The 19,058-nt window shown below is 40.1% G+C and carries 18 protein-coding genes and 4 tRNA genes; 11 read left to right on the top strand and 11 right to left on the bottom strand.

Translation table 11 applies throughout. The features are described from left to right. Positions 1-384: 384 nt before the first annotated feature. From ABFC98_04540 to ABFC98_04530, 3 genes are read right to left on the bottom strand one after another with little or no spacing between them, the layout of a single operon-like run. Positions 385-876 carry a TlpA disulfide reductase family protein gene (locus tag ABFC98_04540; GenBank protein ID MEN6445293.1) on the bottom strand — a complete coding sequence of 164 codons (492 nt, stop codon included), beginning with the start codon at positions 874-876 and terminating at the stop codon, positions 385-387. Next, positions 873-1,994: a hypothetical protein gene (locus ABFC98_04535; protein ID MEN6445292.1), complete on the bottom strand. Its 1,122-nt coding sequence runs from the start codon at positions 1,992-1,994 to the stop codon at positions 873-875. Before ABFC98_04535 ends, ABFC98_04540 begins: the two co-directional genes overlap by 4 nt. A 21-nt stretch (positions 1,995-2,015) precedes the next feature. Next, positions 2,016-3,833: a cytochrome c biogenesis protein CcdA gene (locus ABFC98_04530; protein MEN6445291.1), complete on the bottom strand. Its 1,818-nt coding sequence runs from the start codon at positions 3,831-3,833 to the stop codon at positions 2,016-2,018. Between the two features lie 981 nt (positions 3,834-4,814). On the opposite strand from ABFC98_04530, the gene ABFC98_04525 reads away from it, so the two are divergent. The 10 genes from ABFC98_04525 to nadD all read left to right on the top strand — a co-directional run bounded on the left by ABFC98_04525 (position 4,815) and on the right by nadD (position 10,023). After that, positions 4,815-4,900: transfer RNA gene (locus ABFC98_04525), tRNA-Ser, on the top strand. A 22-nt stretch (positions 4,901-4,922) separates the two neighbouring features. Continuing rightward, positions 4,923-5,014, top strand: a tRNA-Ser gene (locus ABFC98_04520). Positions 5,015-5,030: 16 nt separating this feature from the next. Then, positions 5,031-5,105, top strand: a tRNA-Gln gene (locus tag ABFC98_04515). A 12-nt stretch (positions 5,106-5,117) separates the two neighbouring features. Continuing rightward, positions 5,118-5,191 (top strand) — tRNA-Gln (locus tag ABFC98_04510). Positions 5,192-5,372: 181 nt separating this feature from the next. Continuing rightward, positions 5,373-6,185: a hypothetical protein gene (locus ABFC98_04505; GenBank protein MEN6445290.1), complete on the top strand. Its 813-nt coding sequence runs from the start codon at positions 5,373-5,375 to the stop codon at positions 6,183-6,185. Between the two features lie 4 nt (positions 6,186-6,189). Next, positions 6,190-6,669: a transcription elongation factor GreA gene (gene greA, locus ABFC98_04500; protein MEN6445289.1), complete on the top strand. Its 480-nt coding sequence runs from the start codon at positions 6,190-6,192 to the stop codon at positions 6,667-6,669. A 16-nt stretch (positions 6,670-6,685) separates the two neighbouring features. Further along, positions 6,686-8,098: an aminopeptidase gene (locus tag ABFC98_04495; GenBank protein MEN6445288.1), complete on the top strand. Its 1,413-nt coding sequence runs from the start codon at positions 6,686-6,688 to the stop codon at positions 8,096-8,098. Position 8,099: 1 nt separating this feature from the next. Beyond that, a complete protein-coding gene (locus tag ABFC98_04490; protein ID MEN6445287.1) occupies positions 8,100-8,675 on the top strand; it encodes a hypothetical protein in 576 nt (191 codons plus the stop codon). A 15-nt stretch (positions 8,676-8,690) separates the two neighbouring features. Then, complete coding sequence (bamD, locus tag ABFC98_04485) at positions 8,691-9,425, top strand: outer membrane protein assembly factor BamD (GenBank protein MEN6445286.1); 735 nt, start codon at positions 8,691-8,693, stop codon at positions 9,423-9,425. 1 nt (position 9,426) lies between these two features. Continuing rightward, positions 9,427-10,023, top strand: coding sequence for a nicotinate (nicotinamide) nucleotide adenylyltransferase (gene nadD, locus ABFC98_04480; GenBank protein ID MEN6445285.1), 597 nt, complete (start codon positions 9,427-9,429; stop codon positions 10,021-10,023). Positions 10,024-11,572: 1,549 nt separating this feature from the next. On the opposite strand, the gene ABFC98_04475 is transcribed toward nadD, so the two are convergent. From ABFC98_04475 to rpmH, 6 genes are read right to left on the bottom strand one after another with little or no spacing between them, the layout of a single operon-like run. Then, positions 11,573-12,403 (bottom strand): MBL fold metallo-hydrolase, encoded by an 831-nt coding sequence (locus ABFC98_04475; protein ID MEN6445284.1) that lies wholly within the window; start codon positions 12,401-12,403, stop codon positions 11,573-11,575. Positions 12,404-12,410: 7 nt separating this feature from the next. Next, a complete protein-coding gene (locus tag ABFC98_04470) occupies positions 12,411-13,187 on the bottom strand; it encodes a R3H domain-containing nucleic acid-binding protein (protein MEN6445283.1) in 777 nt (258 codons plus the stop codon). Then, positions 13,184-14,818 carry a membrane protein insertase YidC gene (gene yidC, locus ABFC98_04465; GenBank protein ID MEN6445282.1) on the bottom strand — a complete coding sequence of 545 codons (1,635 nt, stop codon included), beginning with the start codon at positions 14,816-14,818 and terminating at the stop codon, positions 13,184-13,186. Before yidC ends, ABFC98_04470 begins: the two co-directional genes overlap by 4 nt. 10 nt (positions 14,819-14,828) lie before the next feature. Beyond that, positions 14,829-15,122 carry a membrane protein insertion efficiency factor YidD gene (yidD, locus tag ABFC98_04460; protein ID MEN6445281.1) on the bottom strand — a complete coding sequence of 98 codons (294 nt, stop codon included), beginning with the start codon at positions 15,120-15,122 and terminating at the stop codon, positions 14,829-14,831. Next, complete coding sequence (gene rnpA / locus ABFC98_04455) at positions 15,056-15,382, bottom strand: ribonuclease P protein component (protein MEN6445280.1); 327 nt, start codon at positions 15,380-15,382, stop codon at positions 15,056-15,058. The genes yidD and rnpA overlap by 67 nt, the downstream gene beginning before the upstream one ends. Positions 15,383-15,386: 4 nt before the next feature. Continuing rightward, positions 15,387-15,521 (bottom strand): 50S ribosomal protein L34, encoded by a 135-nt coding sequence (rpmH, locus tag ABFC98_04450; protein MEN6445279.1) that lies wholly within the window; start codon positions 15,519-15,521, stop codon positions 15,387-15,389. A 246-nt stretch (positions 15,522-15,767) separates the two neighbouring features. Between rpmH and ABFC98_04445 the strand changes: the two genes are divergently transcribed. Beyond that, positions 15,768-16,721 (top strand): T9SS type A sorting domain-containing protein, encoded by a 954-nt coding sequence (locus tag ABFC98_04445; GenBank protein ID MEN6445278.1) that lies wholly within the window; start codon positions 15,768-15,770, stop codon positions 16,719-16,721. 236 nt (positions 16,722-16,957) lie between these two features. Here the strand turns inward: ABFC98_04445 and dprA are convergent, their stop codons facing one another. Next, entirely contained in the window at positions 16,958-18,046 is a 1,089-nt protein-coding gene (gene dprA, locus ABFC98_04440) for a DNA-processing protein DprA (protein ID MEN6445277.1), read from the bottom strand. Further along, a complete protein-coding gene (gene obgE, locus ABFC98_04435; GenBank protein MEN6445276.1) occupies positions 18,047-19,057 on the bottom strand; it encodes a GTPase ObgE in 1,011 nt (336 codons plus the stop codon). It abuts the gene before it with no gap. Between the last annotated feature and the right edge of the window lies 1 nt (position 19,058).

The following is a 19,058-nucleotide window of genomic DNA, read 5'->3' as shown; positions in this document are numbered from 1 at the left end:
AGGTTTAGAAATAAGGAGTTCAGGATATTTTATATCCCATGGGTTTCACTTTTTTTCGGCGGAACGGCGTCCGCCGCTACCTAAAATTATCCCCGGGTTTCACTTTTTTTCGGCGGAACGGCGTCCGCCGCTACCTAAAACTATCCCCGGGTTTCACTTTTCAACCTTTTCTCTTTTTCACTTTTTTTCGGCGGAACGGTGTCCGCCGCTACCTAAAACTATCCACTTTTTTGCTGAGGAACGGTGTCCGCCGCTACCTAAAACTATCCACTTTTTTGTGGAGGAACGGTGTCCGCCGTCTACACATTATTTTTAATCCTCTAAATCCCCATAATCCTGTTCATCCCATACCTATTCCATCTGCGAAATCTGCGTGAAAATATGCTATTCCGCTTCGGTTTGCAGCCCCAACAAACTGCGAATATGGATTTCGTATTCTTTTTCCACACCCGGTTCATAGCCCAGATGAGAATAGACAATTTGCCCTTGATTATTTAGAATAAATGTATGGGGAGGGTTTACTACTCCCAGTTTTTTGGCCAATGTCTTTTCCGCATCAAAAAGAGTTAAAAACTTATAGTTTTTGGTTTTAAGATAGTTCTTTGCCTTGGGCTGATTTTTGGGAGCATCAATGGAAATCATTACAACTGTCAGCGAATCATACTTTTCGGCTAAAGTGTTCAGCTGGGGCATTGCTTCTTTACAGGGTTGACAATAGTCCGCCCAAAAATCAATTAGAATGGGACCCTTTCCCAAAAGGTTTTGCAAGGTGACATTTTTGCCTGCGGCATCTGGAAGTTTGAAATCGGGCATCTCTTCTGCAAAAGCAAAAGAAAGACACAGCAAGGCAGCAAGGACAGCAATCAACTTTTTCATCGTAAACCTCCTTTGGTAACCGAGAGGGGATATTGTAAGCCACTATAAATTGTGGCGTTATTGGCAAAAGTGGCAGGTGTTTTTTGGGCAAAAACAACTAAAGCGGCATCATTGGGAATGCTAACATTAGTATTGAATTCAAAAGCGATCGGGTTATTTAAATCCACAGCGCTGATATCTATGCGTTTTCTACCGATAACAACATTGGTGAGGGGATCGCCGACGGCATTATTAGCAGTAGAGACAAGATCAATAACTGCCAGATTCAAAATGAGTTCTTCCTGGCTGAAGTTCTCTGTAGTAGGTGTAAGTTTTACGCTTCCTGAGATAGAATTTCCTGTTACGATAGGATTAATAATATTATAATCCATCGGATTGGAAATGGCAAGTTCATTTTGCACCAGCGGATTATATTGATCTAAAACAGCTTGGGTTCCGTTTGTCAGTTTATGCTTTCCTTGAATAATGGAAACGGGAGCGCTAAAAGCACTATAATAAGCATAAAGTGGATCGTTGATAGCTACCGGACCCGATAGCTGATGCGTTATATAAATGAAATTCTCTCCCAATTCCGCACTTAAATTATGCAAAAGTTCTTCCACGGCGGGACAATAACTACAGCCCACATTAGTAACATATTCTACTATTACTTTTTGAGTGGGAACCTCAGGAGTGCATCCACATTGGTTTCCGCGTAAAAGCCATTTTCCGTTGTCTTTGCGAAGGCGTTCACCGGTATATAAACTATCGGCAATAATGGCTTTATTGCCATCGCTGATCTTTAATCGCCAGTTTGCCAAAGCATTGGTTTCATTTTGGAGCTCGGCAGTAAGCAAAGTAACTTCAATGCTGGGATTGGATAATCCGGAAAGCATATTGAACAGCATTGCTTCCCACTGGCTTTTATTTTTTCCGTAGTGATTATAATCCTCTGCATAAAAAGCCATTACAGGGGCTAAATCCGCAGGTTGGACATTATTAAATGCCTCTTGCAGAGGGCTGAAAAGTTCCGCTTCCAAATTTACTTGTTCCAAGGGCTGAAAATTATGCTCAAAGCGGTCACAGGAAAATATTCCCAAAAGCACAATCAGCAGCAGAATGTATATACTCTTTTTCATTATCTTCCTTTGCCAGTTTACCTACTGAATTTTGTTAAGGGCGTTAAAAATATCCTCTTTGGAAAGCAGTTCGCCAAAAATATAGGGTTCTTGCCCGGGAATGTATAATGCACTGAAAGGGACACCCGCTCTTCCGTGTTTTTTTATCCAAGCAAGCAGCGTCTCATCTTTTTTGGTAAAATCTCCCCGGAGCAATAAAACATTTTTCTGCTTAAATTCCTGCATCATCGTATCTGTAAAAAGGACGGTTTTTTCATTCGTCATACAATTTTTACACCAGGCAGCCCCGATGTCAAGAAAAACCGCTTTATTTTCTTTGAGTGCCTTGTTTAGAACATCTTCCGAAAATACATACCAACCCTCTGGGGCATTGGGAGCAGGAATAAGTTCACTTTTGTTTGCCTGAATTTCTGTTTTGTTCGTCTCTTTAAGCGGAAGATAAGTAGCCGCGGCAAAAATAATCAGCGCCAGAGAAATAAGCGTAAACAGCCATTGAATCAGTTTGCTGTTCTCCACTTTTACAAAACAGCCATATAGCCAACTGGCAAAACCGAGAATAAGTAAAAACCAGAGCACTTGCATCAAATATTCGCCATCGGTTAAAAGCAGCAATGTTTTTAATTGCGTATAAACGATAAAGAGCAAAACAAAGCCCATCACTTCTTTGAATATGATCATCCAGTTGCCAGGTTTGGGAATAATTTTCAATGCCTTGGGGAAAAAGCCGATCAGCAAAAAAGGAAACGCAAAACCCAGTCCGATGGTGAGGAAGAAAATCAGCATTAAAACAGGTGGCATAGCTAAAGCAAAAGGTAAAGCGGCTCCTAAAAAAGGTCCGGTACAAGAAATAGCCATCAAAAAGGCAAAAATACCTCCAAAAAAAGAACCGCTATATCCACCTTTGGCGGTTGCTTTGTTGGCAGTATTCATTCCGGGGACGGTTATCTCAAAAACACCTAAAAGCGACAAAGCAAATACAAAAACAATTGCCATCAGGGTTACTACGAAACCGGGGTTTTGATTTTGCAAGCCCCAACCTACCGATTCACCCGCTTTTTGTAAAGCGATGAATATTCCAGCCATCACGGCAAAGGAAATAAGCACTCCCAAAGCATAAACCAAAGTATGATTCAACACTTTAGTTCTGTCTTTCTGTGCCTGATTCATTATGCTCATTATCCTGATAGGCAAAATCGGCAGCACGCAGGGGGTGATGTTCAAAATTATGCCTCCTAAAAAAGCAAACAGAATATACTTCAGGATTTCGCCCAGGGATTGCTTTGTCGGGGGATTTTCTACTGGTTTTTGTTTTTCAGAAACAGGAGTTGCCTGGCTTGGCTCATTTTTACTTATTGTATCTGCAATTTCGGATTCTGTTGTTACTGCATTTTCGCTTGCCGCAATTTGAAAAGAAAGGGTTTTAGAAGTTTCTTCAGGGGGATCGCACATTCCTGTTTCATAACATAAATTATAACTTAGCAAGACCTCGATTTGTTTGTCACCCGGTTTTGCCGTGTTTTTTACCGTAAAAGGCAATGTTAAAGTAACTTTGGGATGATAATTCCATTCCTCTGCAGAAACAATCATAGTCGGCTGAGGATAAATAACTTTACCAAAAATAAGATCGGGATGATTTGCTTCCAAATAAAAATATTCTGGATTTTTGGGGTTCACGGTCTGCTTTTTCCCTTCGGGAATAACTAAAGTGGCTTTAATAACACCTTTTTCCCCGGGCTGCAAAACCGCGGGAGATAACGAGAATTTAACACTTTGAGCAAATAGAGATGACAGGATTAGAAACAGACATAACGCCAATCCTAACTTAAAAATTCTTTGCATTAAACTATCCTTTCATAGCAATGTTTTTTATGATAAGATAATGCAGAATTCGTTCCAGACAAACTGTTTTATTAGATGATAATGATTTAAGGGATTATTTTACACCGAGAACACGGAAAAAACCGAGAACACCGAAAAAAATAAGACCTCTCACAGATTCCACAATTCTCATAGATATAAGAGGATAATAGGTCTGGGATGAACAGGATTTTATATTGCAGAGGGCAGAGAGCTCAGGGCGAAGTGAAAATAATAGGTCTGGGATGAACAGGATTTTGGGGATTTAAGGGATTTTTATTTTAAGCCACCGAGGACACCGAAGCCACCGAAAATAGATCTGTGAGAGAATATTAAAGGAGGAACGACGTCCTCGTCGTTCCCCTGACAACCGAATTATCAAGTTTCCATTTTATTCTATACAAGCTTGATTTATGCAGCTTCCGCGTTATTCTATAATTGCCTGATAGTTTGTTTGTTGTGGTTGACGAGGACGTCAACCCTCCATTATTCCCAACGGGTCAATATTCTTGTTTATATAACCAAATCTGTGATAGAATATTAAAGGAAGAACGACATCTTGTCGTTCCCCATACAACCGAGTTATCCAGTTTCCGCATTATTCTATGATAGCTTGATAGTTTGTTTGTTGTGGTTGACGAGGAAGTCAACCCTCCATTATTCCCAACGATTTAATATTCTTGTTTATATAACCAAATCCTCTAAATCCTTAAATCCTTAAATCCTTGTTTCTAAATCTCAATCCTAAAATCCTAAGTGTATAAAACTAAATCCCTTAAATCCCAAAAATCCTGTTCATCCCAGGCCTATTATCTTTTTGAATCTGCGTAATCTGCGTGCAACCAAATCAGCGCAATCTGCGGGAAACAAAATCTATGAGATCCTTGCAATCTGTGAGGGGTCTTACCGCAGAAAGCTCTTGACAGAAATGCCTCGATAATTTTGAAGGAAAAAATAACAAAGGGAGGATTAGTCCTAACAGGTAAGGCAGCGGTCTTGAAAACCGCCGGGTTATGCCCATGGGGGTTCGAATCCCTCATCCTCCGCCAGATAGAATTATATAAAAAATTGGGAGAGGTGACCGAGTTGGCTGAAGGTGCACGCCTGCTAAGCGTGTGTGGGTCAAAAGCCCACCCAGGGTTCAAATCCCTGCCTCTCCGCCAGTTATAAAATATTTGCTGGGCAGTCGCCAAGTGGTAAGGCAGCAGGTTTTGGTCCTGCCATACGAGGGTTCGAATCCTTCCTGCCCAGCCAGTAAATATAAAATGGGATGTCGTCTAATGGTAGGACAGCGGACTCTGGATCCGTATGTGAGGGTTCAACTCCTTCCATCCCAGCCATTTTAAAAAAAAGAAGCAACTGTATTAGTTTAGGATAAATCATTATTGATAGCCAAATACAGCAATTTATAGATAGTTAAAACCCTTTACTGCAGGGCAATTGTTTTTTTCTATTGACAAGATAGGGCATTTTAAGAGCTAATGCCACACAGAGAAAAAATAGTGATATTGGGAGAGACAGATGTTAACCATTGACTGGAAAGAACGGCTGAATATGGATACTGCGGATTTTCTTAAGAATAAGCTGCCGAATGGAGATTATGATTTTGAAATCATCTTTATTGCTTATCCGGAGAGGGTAAACGGCAAAATTCCAGCGGAGGTTATCTATCATGTAGCGAGTAACATAGTTCAGCAGCTGGGGAAAAAACATGACGCCTATATTCCTTTTTACAGGGCTTTATGGAACAAGAAAGGAGATTATGGAAAGCTGGCTTTTGCACAGATAATCAGCAAACTGCTACCTAAAAAGCCCTCCGTGTATCTTCCTTTGTTGGATGAAACATTATCAACGGCTTCCGAAGCAGATATCAACGCTCTTTTGGACAAAGTGATGCTGCCTCTTTTGCGCAAATATCCTGATAAATATCTGGAGAAAGTTTTTCATTACGCCAGCAGTTCAGAGCCCAATTTGCATAAAGCAGCGTTGAATTTGTTGATTAAGCTGGTAAAGAAACGCGAAGACCTTGTTCCCAAAGTAATGAATTATTTTGTGCATCAATGGTTATATCCTTTGGGAGAATATACATCCATTCATATTACGATGCTGAAAACGGTGGCTAAGCTTAATCCCGATTATTACTTAAAAATTTGGCAGGAATATGGCATTAGCCGTGATCCTCAAATTGTGGAATTGCTTTGTGCGTCCATAACCGATTATTTTCCTGGTTTGGAAACTCCGATTGAGGTTTGGACAAAAAGTGGCAATGCGCGTTTAAAAAAAGCGGCTACAACCGCTCAGCGGATTTTAATAAAGAAGAAAGGAGCTGTTTAATCTCTTGGACTTAACACAATTTATCACCAAAACGGGTATGCAGCGGCTGCAACAAAGGATAAATGATTTGCTTGCCGAGCGCCCGGAAGTTATTAAAGCCATTACTGTTGCTCGTGAATTTGGAGACCTCAGTGAAAATGCAGAATACAAAGCTGCCCGCGAAAGGCAGCGAGCCATAGACAGTGAAATTGATTTTCTCAGGCGTCGCTGTGCCTGTTTGAAAGTAATTGACACCAGTGAATTTCCCAAGGACACAGTTCGTTTCGGTAGTTATTGCATAGCGGAAGATATCAGCACGAATGAAAATACCTGTTATCATTTGGTAGGCGCCGATGAATTAAATTATTACAGCGAGGAAGGAGTTCAAGAAGTGTCCGTGGTTTCGCCTATTGGAAGAGCTTTATTAAGTAAAAAAGTGGGCGATGTTGCCATTGTAAAAGCACCTATCGGCGATAGACAATTAAAAATAATAGAAATAAAATAAATATTTAGGAGTAGCAATGAAAAACACTAAAACACAAAAAGAGGCACTCAGTTATGAGCGCAAAAACTTTTGGAAAGAAGCATCTCTGGATGAACAAAACAAAGCCATGGCTTATGCCGAACCATATATTCAATTTTTGAATAAGGCAAAAACGGAAAGAGAAACAATTGCCTGTATTTTGGAACTCTTGCAAAAAAGTAAATTTACTCCCTTAAGCAAAAAAGGAAGCAATAAAGTTTACAGTGTATTTCGCAACAAAACAATGGCAATAGCTTATTTGGGAACGGAACCTCTCTCTCAGGGATTTAATATGGTTGCAGCCCACATTGATTCCCCCCGAGTGGATCTTAAACAAAATCCTTTATACGAAGACGGCAACAGTGCCCTGGGTTGTATGAGGACTCATTATTACGGTGGCATCAAAAAATACCAGTGGGTTTCCACACCTTTGTCTTTGCACGGAGTAGTCATTAAAAATGATGGTTCCATTCTCAATATTTGCATTGGCGAAAAGGAAGATGAACCGGTCTTTATCATTCCTGATCTTTTACCGCATTTGGCACATAAAGAACAATATACCAAGAACTTGGGTGAGGCAATTGACGCCAGCAAAATGAACCTCATTTTTTCCGGTATGCAGGAACCTGGCAATGAAGAAAAAGAAGCAATTAAAGCATATACCATCAAGCTGTTAAATCAAAAATATGGCATTACCGAAGCCGATTTTTTAAGTGCGGAATTGCAATTAGTCCCTGCCTATAAAGCAAGAAATTGTGGTTTGGACAATTCAATGATTGTTGGCTACGGACAGGACGATCGCATTAGTGCCTATAATGCGTTGATGGCTTTACTGAATAACATTGCGGAAAAGCCAAAACGCACGATGATCGTTTATCTTTCCGATAGAGAAGAAGTGGGCAGTCAGGGTAATACCGGCGCCAATAGCATATTTATTAGTGATTTTGTTGCCGATCTTCTTGCCTACAAGGGAGAGGACAATGGCAGTTATAGTTTGCGTAAGACATTTATTAACAGTCAGATATTAAGTGGAGATGTAACTGTAGCCATCGATCCCAATTATCCTAATGTGCACGAAAAACAAAATGCCGTCCTTTTCAATTGTGGAATTGGCGTCAGCAAATTTACCGGTAGCAGCGGAAAGTATGGTTGCAACGATGCCAATGCCGAATTTTTAGCCAAAGTCATCCGGATTTTCAATAGCGCAGGAGTTTTCTGGCAATCAGGAGAACTGGGCAAAGTTGATGAAGGTGGCGGTGGCACAATTGCCTATATTTTAGCCAATTTAGGAGCTGAAGTTTTGGATTGCGGAGTGGGCTTAATCGGTATGCATTCGCTATATGAACTTAGTTCCAAAGCGGATTTATATTCAACTTATCTGGCTTATAAGGCGTTTTTACAATCCGTATAGAATGTTTAAATATCTGCTGCCCTTTTGGGTTCTCTTGCTTAGTGCGAACCTTCTATCTTCTCAAGAGTTATCCGCTCTTGATAAAATAGCGCAGAACATAGCAACCGAAATTACGATTGGGCAGCCGCTTTTTCTGGATATTAATTGTGGCGACTGGAATCCCGTTTTAACTGAAAAAATAAGTTCTCTTCTGATCGAAGCGGGAGCAGACCTGCGTTATAATATATCCGAGACCGGAGATTTATTTTTCTCTGTGGAAGAAGGCAAAGCAATTAACCTTTCCTCTTATGGCATCACAAATGCTTTGCTGATTCAAGTAAATATGAACATTATCTGGCAAGAGGAAACTCACAGCAGTTTTTTTTCCTATCGAACTCAGCGTTATCCTGTTTACATTTTTGAGATTCGGCAGATAGAGCTGCCTTCCTTGCAGGTAAAAAAAATCTCCACCTGTAATTTACCTTTACCGGAGCAGAAAAATTCCAGCACTTCCTCTTTACATAAACGCTGGTTTGAACCCATCGTCGCCGGTGCAGCCATTGGTTCACTGGTTTTTCTGCTGTGGAATTTTGATTAAAAAAAGGAATCTTTTGTGCGTAAATACTTCCTTCTTATCCCGATAGTGGTTTTTTGCCTCTTTTCTTGCAGCAGTAACAAAACCCAGCTTTCCACGGAGGCAAAGTTAAAAAATGCCGATGAACTATATGCCAAAGGTAAATATTCTCGGGCAGCGACTATCTATGAAGAGATATCTTTTGAACGCAAATCTGCTTCGACTGCTTATGCCACAATGAAAGTAGCCGATTGTTACTTCAAGATGAATAAATTTGCCGATGCGCGCGCCCGGTATGAACAATTTATCAGTTCTTTTCCCGATCACGAGAATGTCTCCGATGCCTATTTCCGCAAAGGCGAATGTCTGTTTGAAGAATCCCTTCCGCCCCAATATGATCAAACCGAAACAGTAAATTGCATTGAGGCATTCAGAACTTTTATCGATCGCTATCCAAGTGATTCTCGCTATGGCAAAGCGCTGGAATATATTCAAAAATGCCAGTATAAATTATTGGAGAAGGACTATTTAACCGGCTATCTATATTATAAAATGAAGGACTATAGCAGCGCACTAATGTATTTTGACGATATCACCGCCCTGGGAAATTATAACGAAATTGACCGTCAAGCGCTTTACTATTCTGCCAAACTTCATCTCCATCAAAAGAACCTCGAAAAAGCCAAAGAAAGCTATACTAAACTTCAAACTCGCTATCCCGATTCCAAAGAGGCAAAAAGATTAGCTAAAAAGTTCAGCGCATTGGAAAAATAAAGTGCAGGGTTTAGTTGCTATTTTGGGCGGAACTTTTGATCCTGTCCATCTGGGTCATTTGCATATAGCGACTGAAATTTTGAAGCTCCGGGCTGCGGATAGCGTTTTATTTGCGCCCAGCGGCAATCATCATTTTAAACAAAATTCCATCCTACTTCCTTTTGAACAACGCTATGCCCTTGTAGAAAAAGCAATTATGTGTAATAGTAACTTTGCCATAACCGATGCGGATAAATCAGGTAGCGGCTATACGGCCGATTTGATGAAAAAAATGTTTTACCTGCATCCGGAAGTGAATTTTACTTTTATCATCGGATCCGATAATTTGCTCAATCTGCATAAGTGGTATAACTATCCCTATTTACAACAATATGTCTCTTTCATCATTCTCCCACGCCCCGGTTATCCACTTCTGCCACAAGTTATTAACCAATTGAAAGCTACCGTTTTGGATATTCAACTCTGCCCTATTTCCGCAACCGATATCCGAAGGCGAATATTTAACGGAGAAAGCATTAAAGGTATGGTTCCAGCAGATTTGGAAGAGGATATTATCGCTCTCTACCAAAATAAAAAGCCGACAAATCAAGATAACTGATAGGCGATTGACTGATAAACGGTTAGCTACCCGAATAGCGATTTTTTGACTCTAAATGGTATCTTTGCAACCATTTCCTTATTAACCACCCGTCCTCATCGCCTCATCCTCTCCTCCTCCTCCCCTCGTTTAGGTTGAGTGGAAGAGGATAGAAAGAGGAGCTATGGATGGGTTAAAAAGAAGGTTTGCAGGAATTGTGTAGCCACCGAAAACACCGAAATTTAGCTCTCACAGATTTGGTTTCACGCAGATAACGCAGATGGCGCAGATTCAAAAAGATAATAGGTATGGGATGAACAGGATTTTTGGGATTTAAGGGATTTAGTTTTATAAACCAAGATATTTATCAGGTGCGAAAATAATGGAGGGTTGACGTCCTCGTCAACCACAACAGACAAACTATCAAGCATATATAGAATAATGCGGAAACTACATAACTCAAGCTTGTATAAAATAATGCGGAAACTTGATAACTCAAGCTTGTATGGAATAATGCGGAAACTGGATAACTCAAGCTTGTATGGAATAATGCGGAAACTACATAAATAAAGCTTGTATGGAATAATGCGGAAACTACATAAATAAAGCTTTTATAGAATAAAGTGGAAACTTGATAACTCGGTTGTATGTGGAACGACAGGATGTCGTTCTTCCTTTGGAATATCCTCTCACAGATTACACAGATTACACAGATTTGGTTTCACGCAGATTACGCAGATTTAAAAAGATAATAGGCCTGGGATGAACAGGATTTTTGGGATTTAAGGGATTTAGTTTTATAAACCAGGATTTTAGGATTTAGATTTAGAAACAAGAATTTTAGGATTATGATGTTATCTTCTTTACAAACAAGGATTTTAGGATTTAGAGTATTTCAAATTTTAAGTTCCGTTAGGAACGATACATACTAACGACGGGTTTTTAACCCGGCGCAATGTAAAACAAATAAATTAGTCCCAGCGGGACGACAGATATAAGCGACGGGTTTTAACCCGGCAAAAAAAGGAGGGTTGATTTCATCGTCAACCACAACAGACAAACTATCAAGCATATATAGAATAATGCGGAAACTACATAACTCAAGCTTGTATAGATTAAAGTGGAAATTGGATAAATCAAGCTTGTATGTAATAATGCGGAAACTACATAAATAAAGCTTTTATAGAATAAAGTGGAAACTGGATAACTCGGTTGTATGGGGAACGACGAGGATGTCGTTCTTCCTTTGGGATATTCTCTCACAGATTACACAGATTTAGTTTCACGCAGATGACGCAGATTTCGCAGATTCAAAAAGATAATAGGCCTGAGATGAACAAGATTTTTGGGATGTAAGGGATTTAGTTTTAGAAACCAGGATTCAAGGTTTGAACTTTAGAAACAAGGATGTAAAGATTAAGAAGATTGTATTTTTTCACCTCTCTTTTTACTGCAGCTTCCTCAGCTGAAAACAAGTAGGAAAAGAACGGAAAGACAATGGTTTTGTATAGATTATTGGCAGCTATGTAAACAGCGGTATGAGGATTTCTCCTTTACTTTATTGTTTCAACTAACTATCTATTTTATCCTTTATTGCTTGCTTGCCAATTTTCAATTCCGAAAAGGGTATTTGCCATTGTGAAATGTCGTGGTTTAGAAGTAAAATTCCGTTATGTTCTTGTAACCGACTATAGATAAGTTTTTTGGCAGCAACGGATTGAATGCGGGAAACATCATAAGCGGAAGTTATTGCCAAAGAACTATGAAACAGAGTAGGAATAATGTCTCCGGCGTAAATGTAATACTCCGTGCCGCAATCGATGGTCACAATTTGGCTACCGACAGAGTGGCCTCCAACTTGGGTTAAAGTAATTCCGGGTTCAATTTCCGCTTCCCCTTCAACGAAAGTGATGTTCCCTTTTTGATCCAGAAGGGATAATTGCTGTGCAAAGTTATAAGCTGCCTGATTTAGTTCATCGGGATTTTTAGCCATTTCCCATTCCGCTTTTTGAATCCAATACCTGGCTTTGGGGAAAGTTAATGCCTCATAAGTTCCAAAATCGGTAACAATTCCGCCGGCGTGGTCAAAATGCAGATGAGTCATAATTACATCTGTTATATCTTTATCTTGCAGTCCTAATTCCGCAAGCGAAACAGGTAGCAGAAATTCACCGGGTTGATAGATATCTCTTTGTTTGGCGGAAAGACGGTTGCCCAATCCCGTATCGATTAAAATGTTGCGGTTTCCGCTTTGAATCAAGAGTAGGTTCAAATTCAGTTTGCGGCGAAAGCGTTCATCGATTTCGGATTTTTTGCTCCAAAGCGGATACGGTAAAACACCCATAAAGGCACCGCTATCAGACCAATAAAAACCGGCGGGGACAGGAAAGATTTTGATCATAATTATATTAGTTCGTATTATCAGGTTGTTTTAAGTGCGGTTTGGATTTGGCATTATTATTTTTGGGATAGGTCTTTGTTACTGGCTTTTTGGTTGGATGGTCAGGATGAGGGTTGCGGTTTTGGTGTATGGCTTTGCTTTGAGAGAGGGCATCTTTTTCGTTTTGGCGAGCCGAAAAGATAACAATGCGTTTTTTTTCGCCTTCGCCAATAGTAAGAGTGCGCAAGCCATTTTCTTTTTCCACGAAACGATGAATGATGCGTCTTTGGGAAGCGGTCATCGGTTCCAAGGTAATGGATTTTCCGCTTAGCTTAACTTGCAGTATTTTAGGAATATAGGGTTTAATGAAAATGTCTGCCTGGCGTTCTCTATATCCATCTACATCCAGGTAAATTTTTTCCACCTGGCGGTCGGTTTCAAAAATACGATTTATCAAGTATTGCAAATTATCGAGCATAGAACCGTTTTTGCCGATTAAAAAACCGGAATCGGCGGAACCGTTTATTTCGAGATAAATAGATTTGCCTTCCATTTTACTGTTTAAGGAGGCATATTTAATGCCCATTTTTTCCAGTAAGGCCTGCATAAAAAGTTTAGCTCTATCCTGTGTAGTAGGTAGTTGGAAACGCACTACGGCAAGTTTGTGGGCAAAAAGTCCAAAAATGCCTTTGGAGGGTTTTTTTAAGATTTCGTATTGCAGTTCCCAATCGTGAATGTTATAATCCTTGCGGAAATCTCTGATAATATCTTCCAGAGATGTTCCGCTTTTATCTATAGTGGTCATTGATTTTCCTTTTTCTTGATGTATTTGGTAAGATAGTATTGATGAATGATGGACAGCACATTGAAGGTTGTCCAGTATAAAACCAAACCTGCAGGCATACTACGAAAGATGATAATCATAAAAATCGGCATACCCCAAGTCATAATTTTCATCTGGGACTGCTGCATTTTTTGCTGTTCCGTCATATTCGAAGTATCTACATTTTTGGGTCGCATCATCAACGATTGTAAAAGCATAAATCCACCCATAATAATTGGGAGAATCATATAAGGATCTGGCTCGGAGAGGTCTTTCAGCCATAAACAAAACGAAGCATTTCGCATATCGAGGGAATAACGCAAAACACTATAAAGCGGAATCAAGATGGGAATTTGAATCAGCAATGGCAAACAGCCGGCAGTCATACTGGTTTTATTTTCTTTATAGAGCTTGGATAGTTCTTCGCGTTGTTTTACCACATCGTTGGCATATTTTTTTCTGATTTCTTCAATGTAAGGTTGCATTTTTTGCTGCCGCATGCTATGCACTAATTGATGCTGAGTTAAAGGATGCAACAATAATTTGATAATCAGGGCAAAAATCAGAATAACTACTCCGTAGTTTTTAATGTAACGGTGTAAAAATTTCAGAATCCACTCAAAAATATTGGAAAGCCAACGCAGCCAAGAAGCGCCCCTTTCGGGAATGCTATCCATTTGTTTTCCATATTTTTGCAGGATTTGATAGTCCGTAGGTCCGGCATAAATGACAAAACTTTGATGCCAGCTTTGTTTGGGATTGCTTTGTCGGGAATCAATCACAAAAGTAGGATTACCTGTTTCTGGATTCAAACCGGTGCTGAAAGAACGCATCAGAGCGGGCTCATTTTCTTTTAGCACAAGAGTAAAATATTTACCGCGTAAAGCCATCCAGTTGAAACTGTTAAAAGAACCGGAGGGCTGTTTTTTCTTCATTTTCGCCAAAGTTGTTTTAAAAATCTCATTATCGGCATAAAACATAAACCGATAATCCTGTATTTTGCTTTTGGTAGTTTTTTCGGTATCGGCGATTCCGCAACCGAAATCTACTTCTATGCCATTGGTAACTATATAATTAGTTACATCCACATCCAAAGCTATGCCGTATTGATCGTCCAAAGCGAAACTTTTACTGATTTGCGGATTTTTCTCATCACCCAGGAAAAAAGTGATTCCCATTGAATCGGGAGAGACATTATAGTTAAAAATAACATCTTTTAAAGGGGTCTCAGTGGCGGGATGAATGAGTTTTATGCCGGCAAGTGAATTGTTTGCAGGAATCAGTTTAACTTTAGTGCTGTCGTGCATTGCATAATTACGCAATTCAATTTGTTTAATTACACCCCCGTTGTTACTGAAAGTAACGGTCATCAATTTATTGGAGAGCTGAATTGTGGCAGGCGTAATTCCTTTTGCTAAAAGAGTGTCAGACAAAGCAATAAAATTGCTGGAATCGGGTTTGACTGGCTCTTTAACTGTTTGGGGAACGGGAGATCGTTGTTCTTGTTGTTGTAACTGCTGTTGTTTTATTTGTTGTGGCTTCCAAACGAATTCATTGAAGATTAAAAAGAGAATGAAAACGAGTAGCAGCGCAAGTAATGTTCTTTTTTCCATTGTTTAACCTTTAGGGAAGTGGATCGTATCCGCCCTTGTGAAAAGGATTGCATTTCAGGATACGCAGGGTAGTTAAATAAAATGCCTTAAAAAAGTTATATTTTTTGAATGCTTGATAGCCATAGACACTACAGGATGGCTCGAATCTGCAACTGGCAGGTAAAAAGGGAGAAAAAACGAGCTGATAAAAACGAATGAGAAACAAAAAAAGCAGATTAGGAAACCGCAAAACCTGCTTTAGCAGGATGCTTTTGATGTTAATTGATTTATCACTCTTAATAGCTCTTGTGATAATTCCTGCCATTTTAGATCCGCTGCCCCTGTTTTGGCTATTAAATTAAAACGGTAATTAACCGGTATATTTTCCTGATTCGTACGCAACCAAGATTTGATTCTGCGCTTAAGCAAATTGCGTTTAACGGCGTTGCCAATTTTACGACTGATGGTAATGCCCGCTGCACTTTCACCTCTGAGCACGGGCACATAAAAATATGTTGTGCGGATTTCAAAAGCGGGATGAAAAAAATCGGCATAGTCAGAATGAGAAGTAATCCATTTGACCATAAATTCATACGGTTAAGGTCTTTCTCCCTTTTGCTCTTCTGCGAGCTAAAACCTTGCGTCCATTTTTGGTAGCCATTCTGCTACGAAAACCGTGCGTATTTTTGCGTGATGTGTTTGAGGGCTGGTAAGTCCTTTTCATTTTTTAGCTATCTCCTTAAATTTATATACAATTATGTATGTTAATCCATAAAATTGACATTGCCTTATGTGTCAAGGTAAATTAAGCAGAACATATCAGCCAGGAAAAATGAAAATAAAGCTCCGGTGAAAAATAGGGATAAGCCAGCAGAAAGAAAAGTTGACACAATCCCGCAAGCGTCATTTGTAGAGCCAAAAGAGGAAAACGCCCTCATAATATACAAAAAAAGGAATAAGGAATCTGAAAATGCGCAGGATACTATTGATATTGGCGATCTCGCTATACTGGCTACGGGGTTTTTGCCTTACGATCGAAGTTAGCGATTATGGCTACACAGAAGGAAAGATCAGAAACTACAGTGAAGGACCTTGGAATTCTTCTGGAACAGACCTCTCGGAAGGCACAAACAAGCTTTGGAATTTTAATATGCCTTCTGCCGGATATGTCAATAACATCTTCCACAGTGTGCAGAATGTAAACGGCTTCCCCAATGCCAATATGTCTGCCGTTTTTGAGCAAAACATACTGGATTATTACAGCAGTGGAACTCAATACTACCAAAATACCGGTAGTGACATTCTCAGCATTGGTTACACGGCTTCTCCGGATTTTGTTTGGAATCCACCTGTTCCTATGGGCTTACCACATTATTTGGGCAAAACCTGGTCGGGGACGCATAATTGGGCTTATGGAACCTATGTAGTCAGTGGCAAAGTGATAGCCGAAGGTCAAGTTAGCACACCACTGGGAAGTTATCCTGCTTTGCTGGTTCGCTACTATTATCAAACGAATGTGATCAGCTATTACTACTATCAATGGGAAACCAAAGAATATGGAATAATTGCCTACACCCTAACTGTGAATAATGGTATGCTCTATGTTCTGAACCAAGCAGATCCCAATGTTGCCAATGAAGATAATGTAGTTCAAACCCATTCTCTGAAAGCGGTCCTTAGCCCCAATCCCTTTGCCAGTGATCTCTCCCTGATTCTGGAAGCAAAGAATTCCAGCCCTGTTTGCATAAGTATCTACGACCTAAAAGGGAGATTGATAACCCAAAGTGAGCACATCCTGAAAGCCGGAGCGATAACACAGCTTGACTTCAGCGAGGTCTTTGTCAATCAAACGGCGGGATTGTATTTTGTCTCCATTAACTATGGAAACGGGAAACTGGTTCGCAAGGTGACTAAATTACCGTAAGCCATTTCTTGGGTGGTAAAGGTAAAAAGTATCCCTCCTTATTATCCATTCCCATCAGCTACATATATTTATCAGTTAAAATTGGAGGGATAACAGGAAGGGTCTTATTGTTATTTAATTCTGATGAGAAGATTGGGACAGGGTTTCTGGGTTTTTAGGTTACCAGTGAATATAAAAATAACCTCTTGCTTCCTTTCCTTTCCTTTCCCTTGCTTTCTATGTTACAAGAAATTATCTCACAATTTGATATAGCTATTTCCGCTACTTTTGGCTATCACTCCTTTCAGCTCCAAATTCAATAGCAAGGTGGAAAGTTTTCCAAAGCCCAACCCGGTTTTTAGCAAAAGTTCATCAAAAGTGATGTCTCGTTGTGCTTCCGAAAGAAGGTCAAATATTGATTGTTCTTCAGCAGAAAGCTCCGGAATCAATTCCAGCTGTTCTTTCACAGAGGAGCTTAGCCCAAAATCAGTGATTAAATCATCTGCGGAACTTACTAAAGTAGCTCCCTGTCGGATTAGTAAATTGGGACCTTGTGCATTGCGGTTATTAATGTTTCCCGGCAAGGCGAACAGCGGTTTATTTTGTTGCTGAGCAAATTTGGCAGTAAGCATAGCGCCGCTATTGAGAGAACCTTCCACAACCAAAATTGCTTGGGAAAGGGCACTGATAATTCTATTGCGCGCAGGAAAATTCCAGCGTTCCAATTTGCTGCCGGGTTCATATTCGCTAACTAATGCCCCATTATCCATAATGTGCTCGGCAAGGGCTTTATTCATTGGCGGATAGATAGTTTCCAAACCGGAAGCAAAAACGGCAATCGTTTTTGTCTTTGCTTTCAGAGCTGTCTGATGGGCAATTGTATCAATTCCCATTGCCAAACCGCTGATAATATTTACCCCTTTTTCACAGAGCGGAGAGAGAATTTTCCGAGTCATTTCCACTCCGTAGGAAGTAGGTTTTCTGGTTCCCACAACTGCCAGACAAAGGTCTTTGAGGGTTTCTAAAAGGTCTCCTCTGTAATACAAAATCAAGGGCGGATCACAAATCTCCTTTAAACAGGCAGGATAGTCAGGATCGGTTAGGCAAAGATATTGGATCTGATATTTAGCCAGCAAGTCCACTATTTTAGGGCTGTTTTCCGGCAGGACAAAATTACTTAAATGTTTGATAGTTTCTGGCTTAAGCTTATCCTCACGGTAGATGTTATGAGCGGGGTTTCCCACAAACTCTTGTGGATCAGGATAGCGCTGTAAAATTTCCAGAACACCTTTTGGTCCTAAAAGCGGAGCAGATTTCAGGCAGATCCAAGCATTGAATCTATCCACTTACTTACTCTGCTGCAACATATTGTAAATTTTGTATTTAAGTTCGTTCAAACCCTCATTGCTGACGGAAGAAATGGCAATTATATCTTCCTGATATTGTTTTTGGAAGGATTTTTTTATTTCTGCCAGTTTGCCTTCCAATTCTTCAGGCGGGATAGTATCGGTTTTACTGATAACGATTAGATGCGGCTTTTTGTCCATAAAGGAATCATATAGATACAATTCTTTTTTCAGAGTATTATATGCCTCAAGGGGATTTTCAGCGGCAACATCAATTAAAAACAGCAAAAGATGAGTCCGCTGGATGTGACGCAAGAACTGATCTCCCAATCCCTTACCAGAATGCGCACCTTTAATTATGCCCGGAATATCTGCCAGCACAAAACTTTGATAATCACTCACATACACAACGCCCAGCATTGGTTCCAAGGTAGTGAATTCATAGTCCGCAATTTTGGGTTTTGCCGCAGATAACACACTTAAAAGGGTTGACTTACCGGCATTGGGAAAGCCAACCAAACCTACATCTGCCATCAGTTTCAAAACCAATTCCAGTTCCATTTCTTCGGTTTTTATGCCTAAAGTGGCAATTCTGGGCGCCTGATTGATGGGAGTGGCGAAATTGGAATTGCCTTTGCCTCCATAACCACCTTTGGAGAGAATAACAGATTCTCCCGCTTCCGTGACATCTGCCAATTTATAGCGTTTATCTTCTTCAATTACATATATTTCGGTTCCCAAAGGAAGACGCAAAACACAATCCTCACCTTTAGAGCCGCTTTTTTTGGCTCCTGCACCTGGTTTTCCGTTTCCGGCTTTGAAATTTTTATGATAGCGGTAGTCCAAAAGAGTGTTTAAATTGCTATCTCCCATAGCGATAACATCTCCACCCTTGCCTCCGTCCCCACCATCAGGACCGCCCTTGGGAACATATTTTTCGTGTCGGAAACTAACTACTCCATCGCCTCCGTTGCCGGATTTGATTTTTATTCTGGCATAATCAATAAACATA

Origin of the sequence: Candidatus Cloacimonas sp. (assembly GCA_039680785.1) — a bacterium.
Classification (GTDB): Bacteria; Cloacimonadota; Cloacimonadia; order Cloacimonadales; family Cloacimonadaceae; genus Cloacimonas.
The sequence above is the reverse complement of the archived record's forward strand: the minus strand, read 5'-3'. Positions and strand labels throughout refer to the sequence as shown.

Coding starts and splice junctions, on each gene's coding strand:
- ABFC98_04540 (MEN6445293.1), bottom strand. CDS start 876: ATGAAAAAGTTGATTGCTGTCCTTGCTGCCTTGCTGTGTCTTTCTTTT.
- ABFC98_04535 (MEN6445292.1), bottom strand. CDS start 1,994: ATGAAAAAGAGTATATACATTCTGCTGCTGATTGTGCTTTTGGGAATA.
- ABFC98_04530 (MEN6445291.1), bottom strand. CDS start 3,833: ATGCAAAGAATTTTTAAGTTAGGATTGGCGTTATGTCTGTTTCTAATC.
- ABFC98_04505 (MEN6445290.1), top strand. CDS start 5,373: ATGTTAACCATTGACTGGAAAGAACGGCTGAATATGGATACTGCGGAT.
- ABFC98_04495 (MEN6445288.1), top strand. CDS start 6,686: ATGAAAAACACTAAAACACAAAAAGAGGCACTCAGTTATGAGCGCAAA.
- ABFC98_04490 (MEN6445287.1), top strand. CDS start 8,100: ATGTTTAAATATCTGCTGCCCTTTTGGGTTCTCTTGCTTAGTGCGAAC.
- ABFC98_04475 (MEN6445284.1), bottom strand. CDS start 12,403: ATGATCAAAATCTTTCCTGTCCCCGCCGGTTTTTATTGGTCTGATAGC.
- ABFC98_04470 (MEN6445283.1), bottom strand. CDS start 13,187: ATGACCACTATAGATAAAAGCGGAACATCTCTGGAAGATATTATCAGA.
- yidC (MEN6445282.1), bottom strand. CDS start 14,818: ATGGAAAAAAGAACATTACTTGCGCTGCTACTCGTTTTCATTCTCTTT.
- yidD (MEN6445281.1), bottom strand. CDS start 15,122: ATGGCAGGAATTATCACAAGAGCTATTAAGAGTGATAAATCAATTAAC.
- rnpA (MEN6445280.1), bottom strand. CDS start 15,382: ATGGTCAAATGGATTACTTCTCATTCTGACTATGCCGATTTTTTTCAT.
- rpmH (MEN6445279.1), bottom strand. CDS start 15,521: ATGAAAAGGACTTACCAGCCCTCAAACACATCACGCAAAAATACGCAC.
- ABFC98_04445 (MEN6445278.1), top strand. CDS start 15,768: ATGCGCAGGATACTATTGATATTGGCGATCTCGCTATACTGGCTACGG.
- obgE (MEN6445276.1), bottom strand. CDS start 19,057: ATGTTTATTGATTATGCCAGAATAAAAATCAAATCCGGCAACGGAGGC.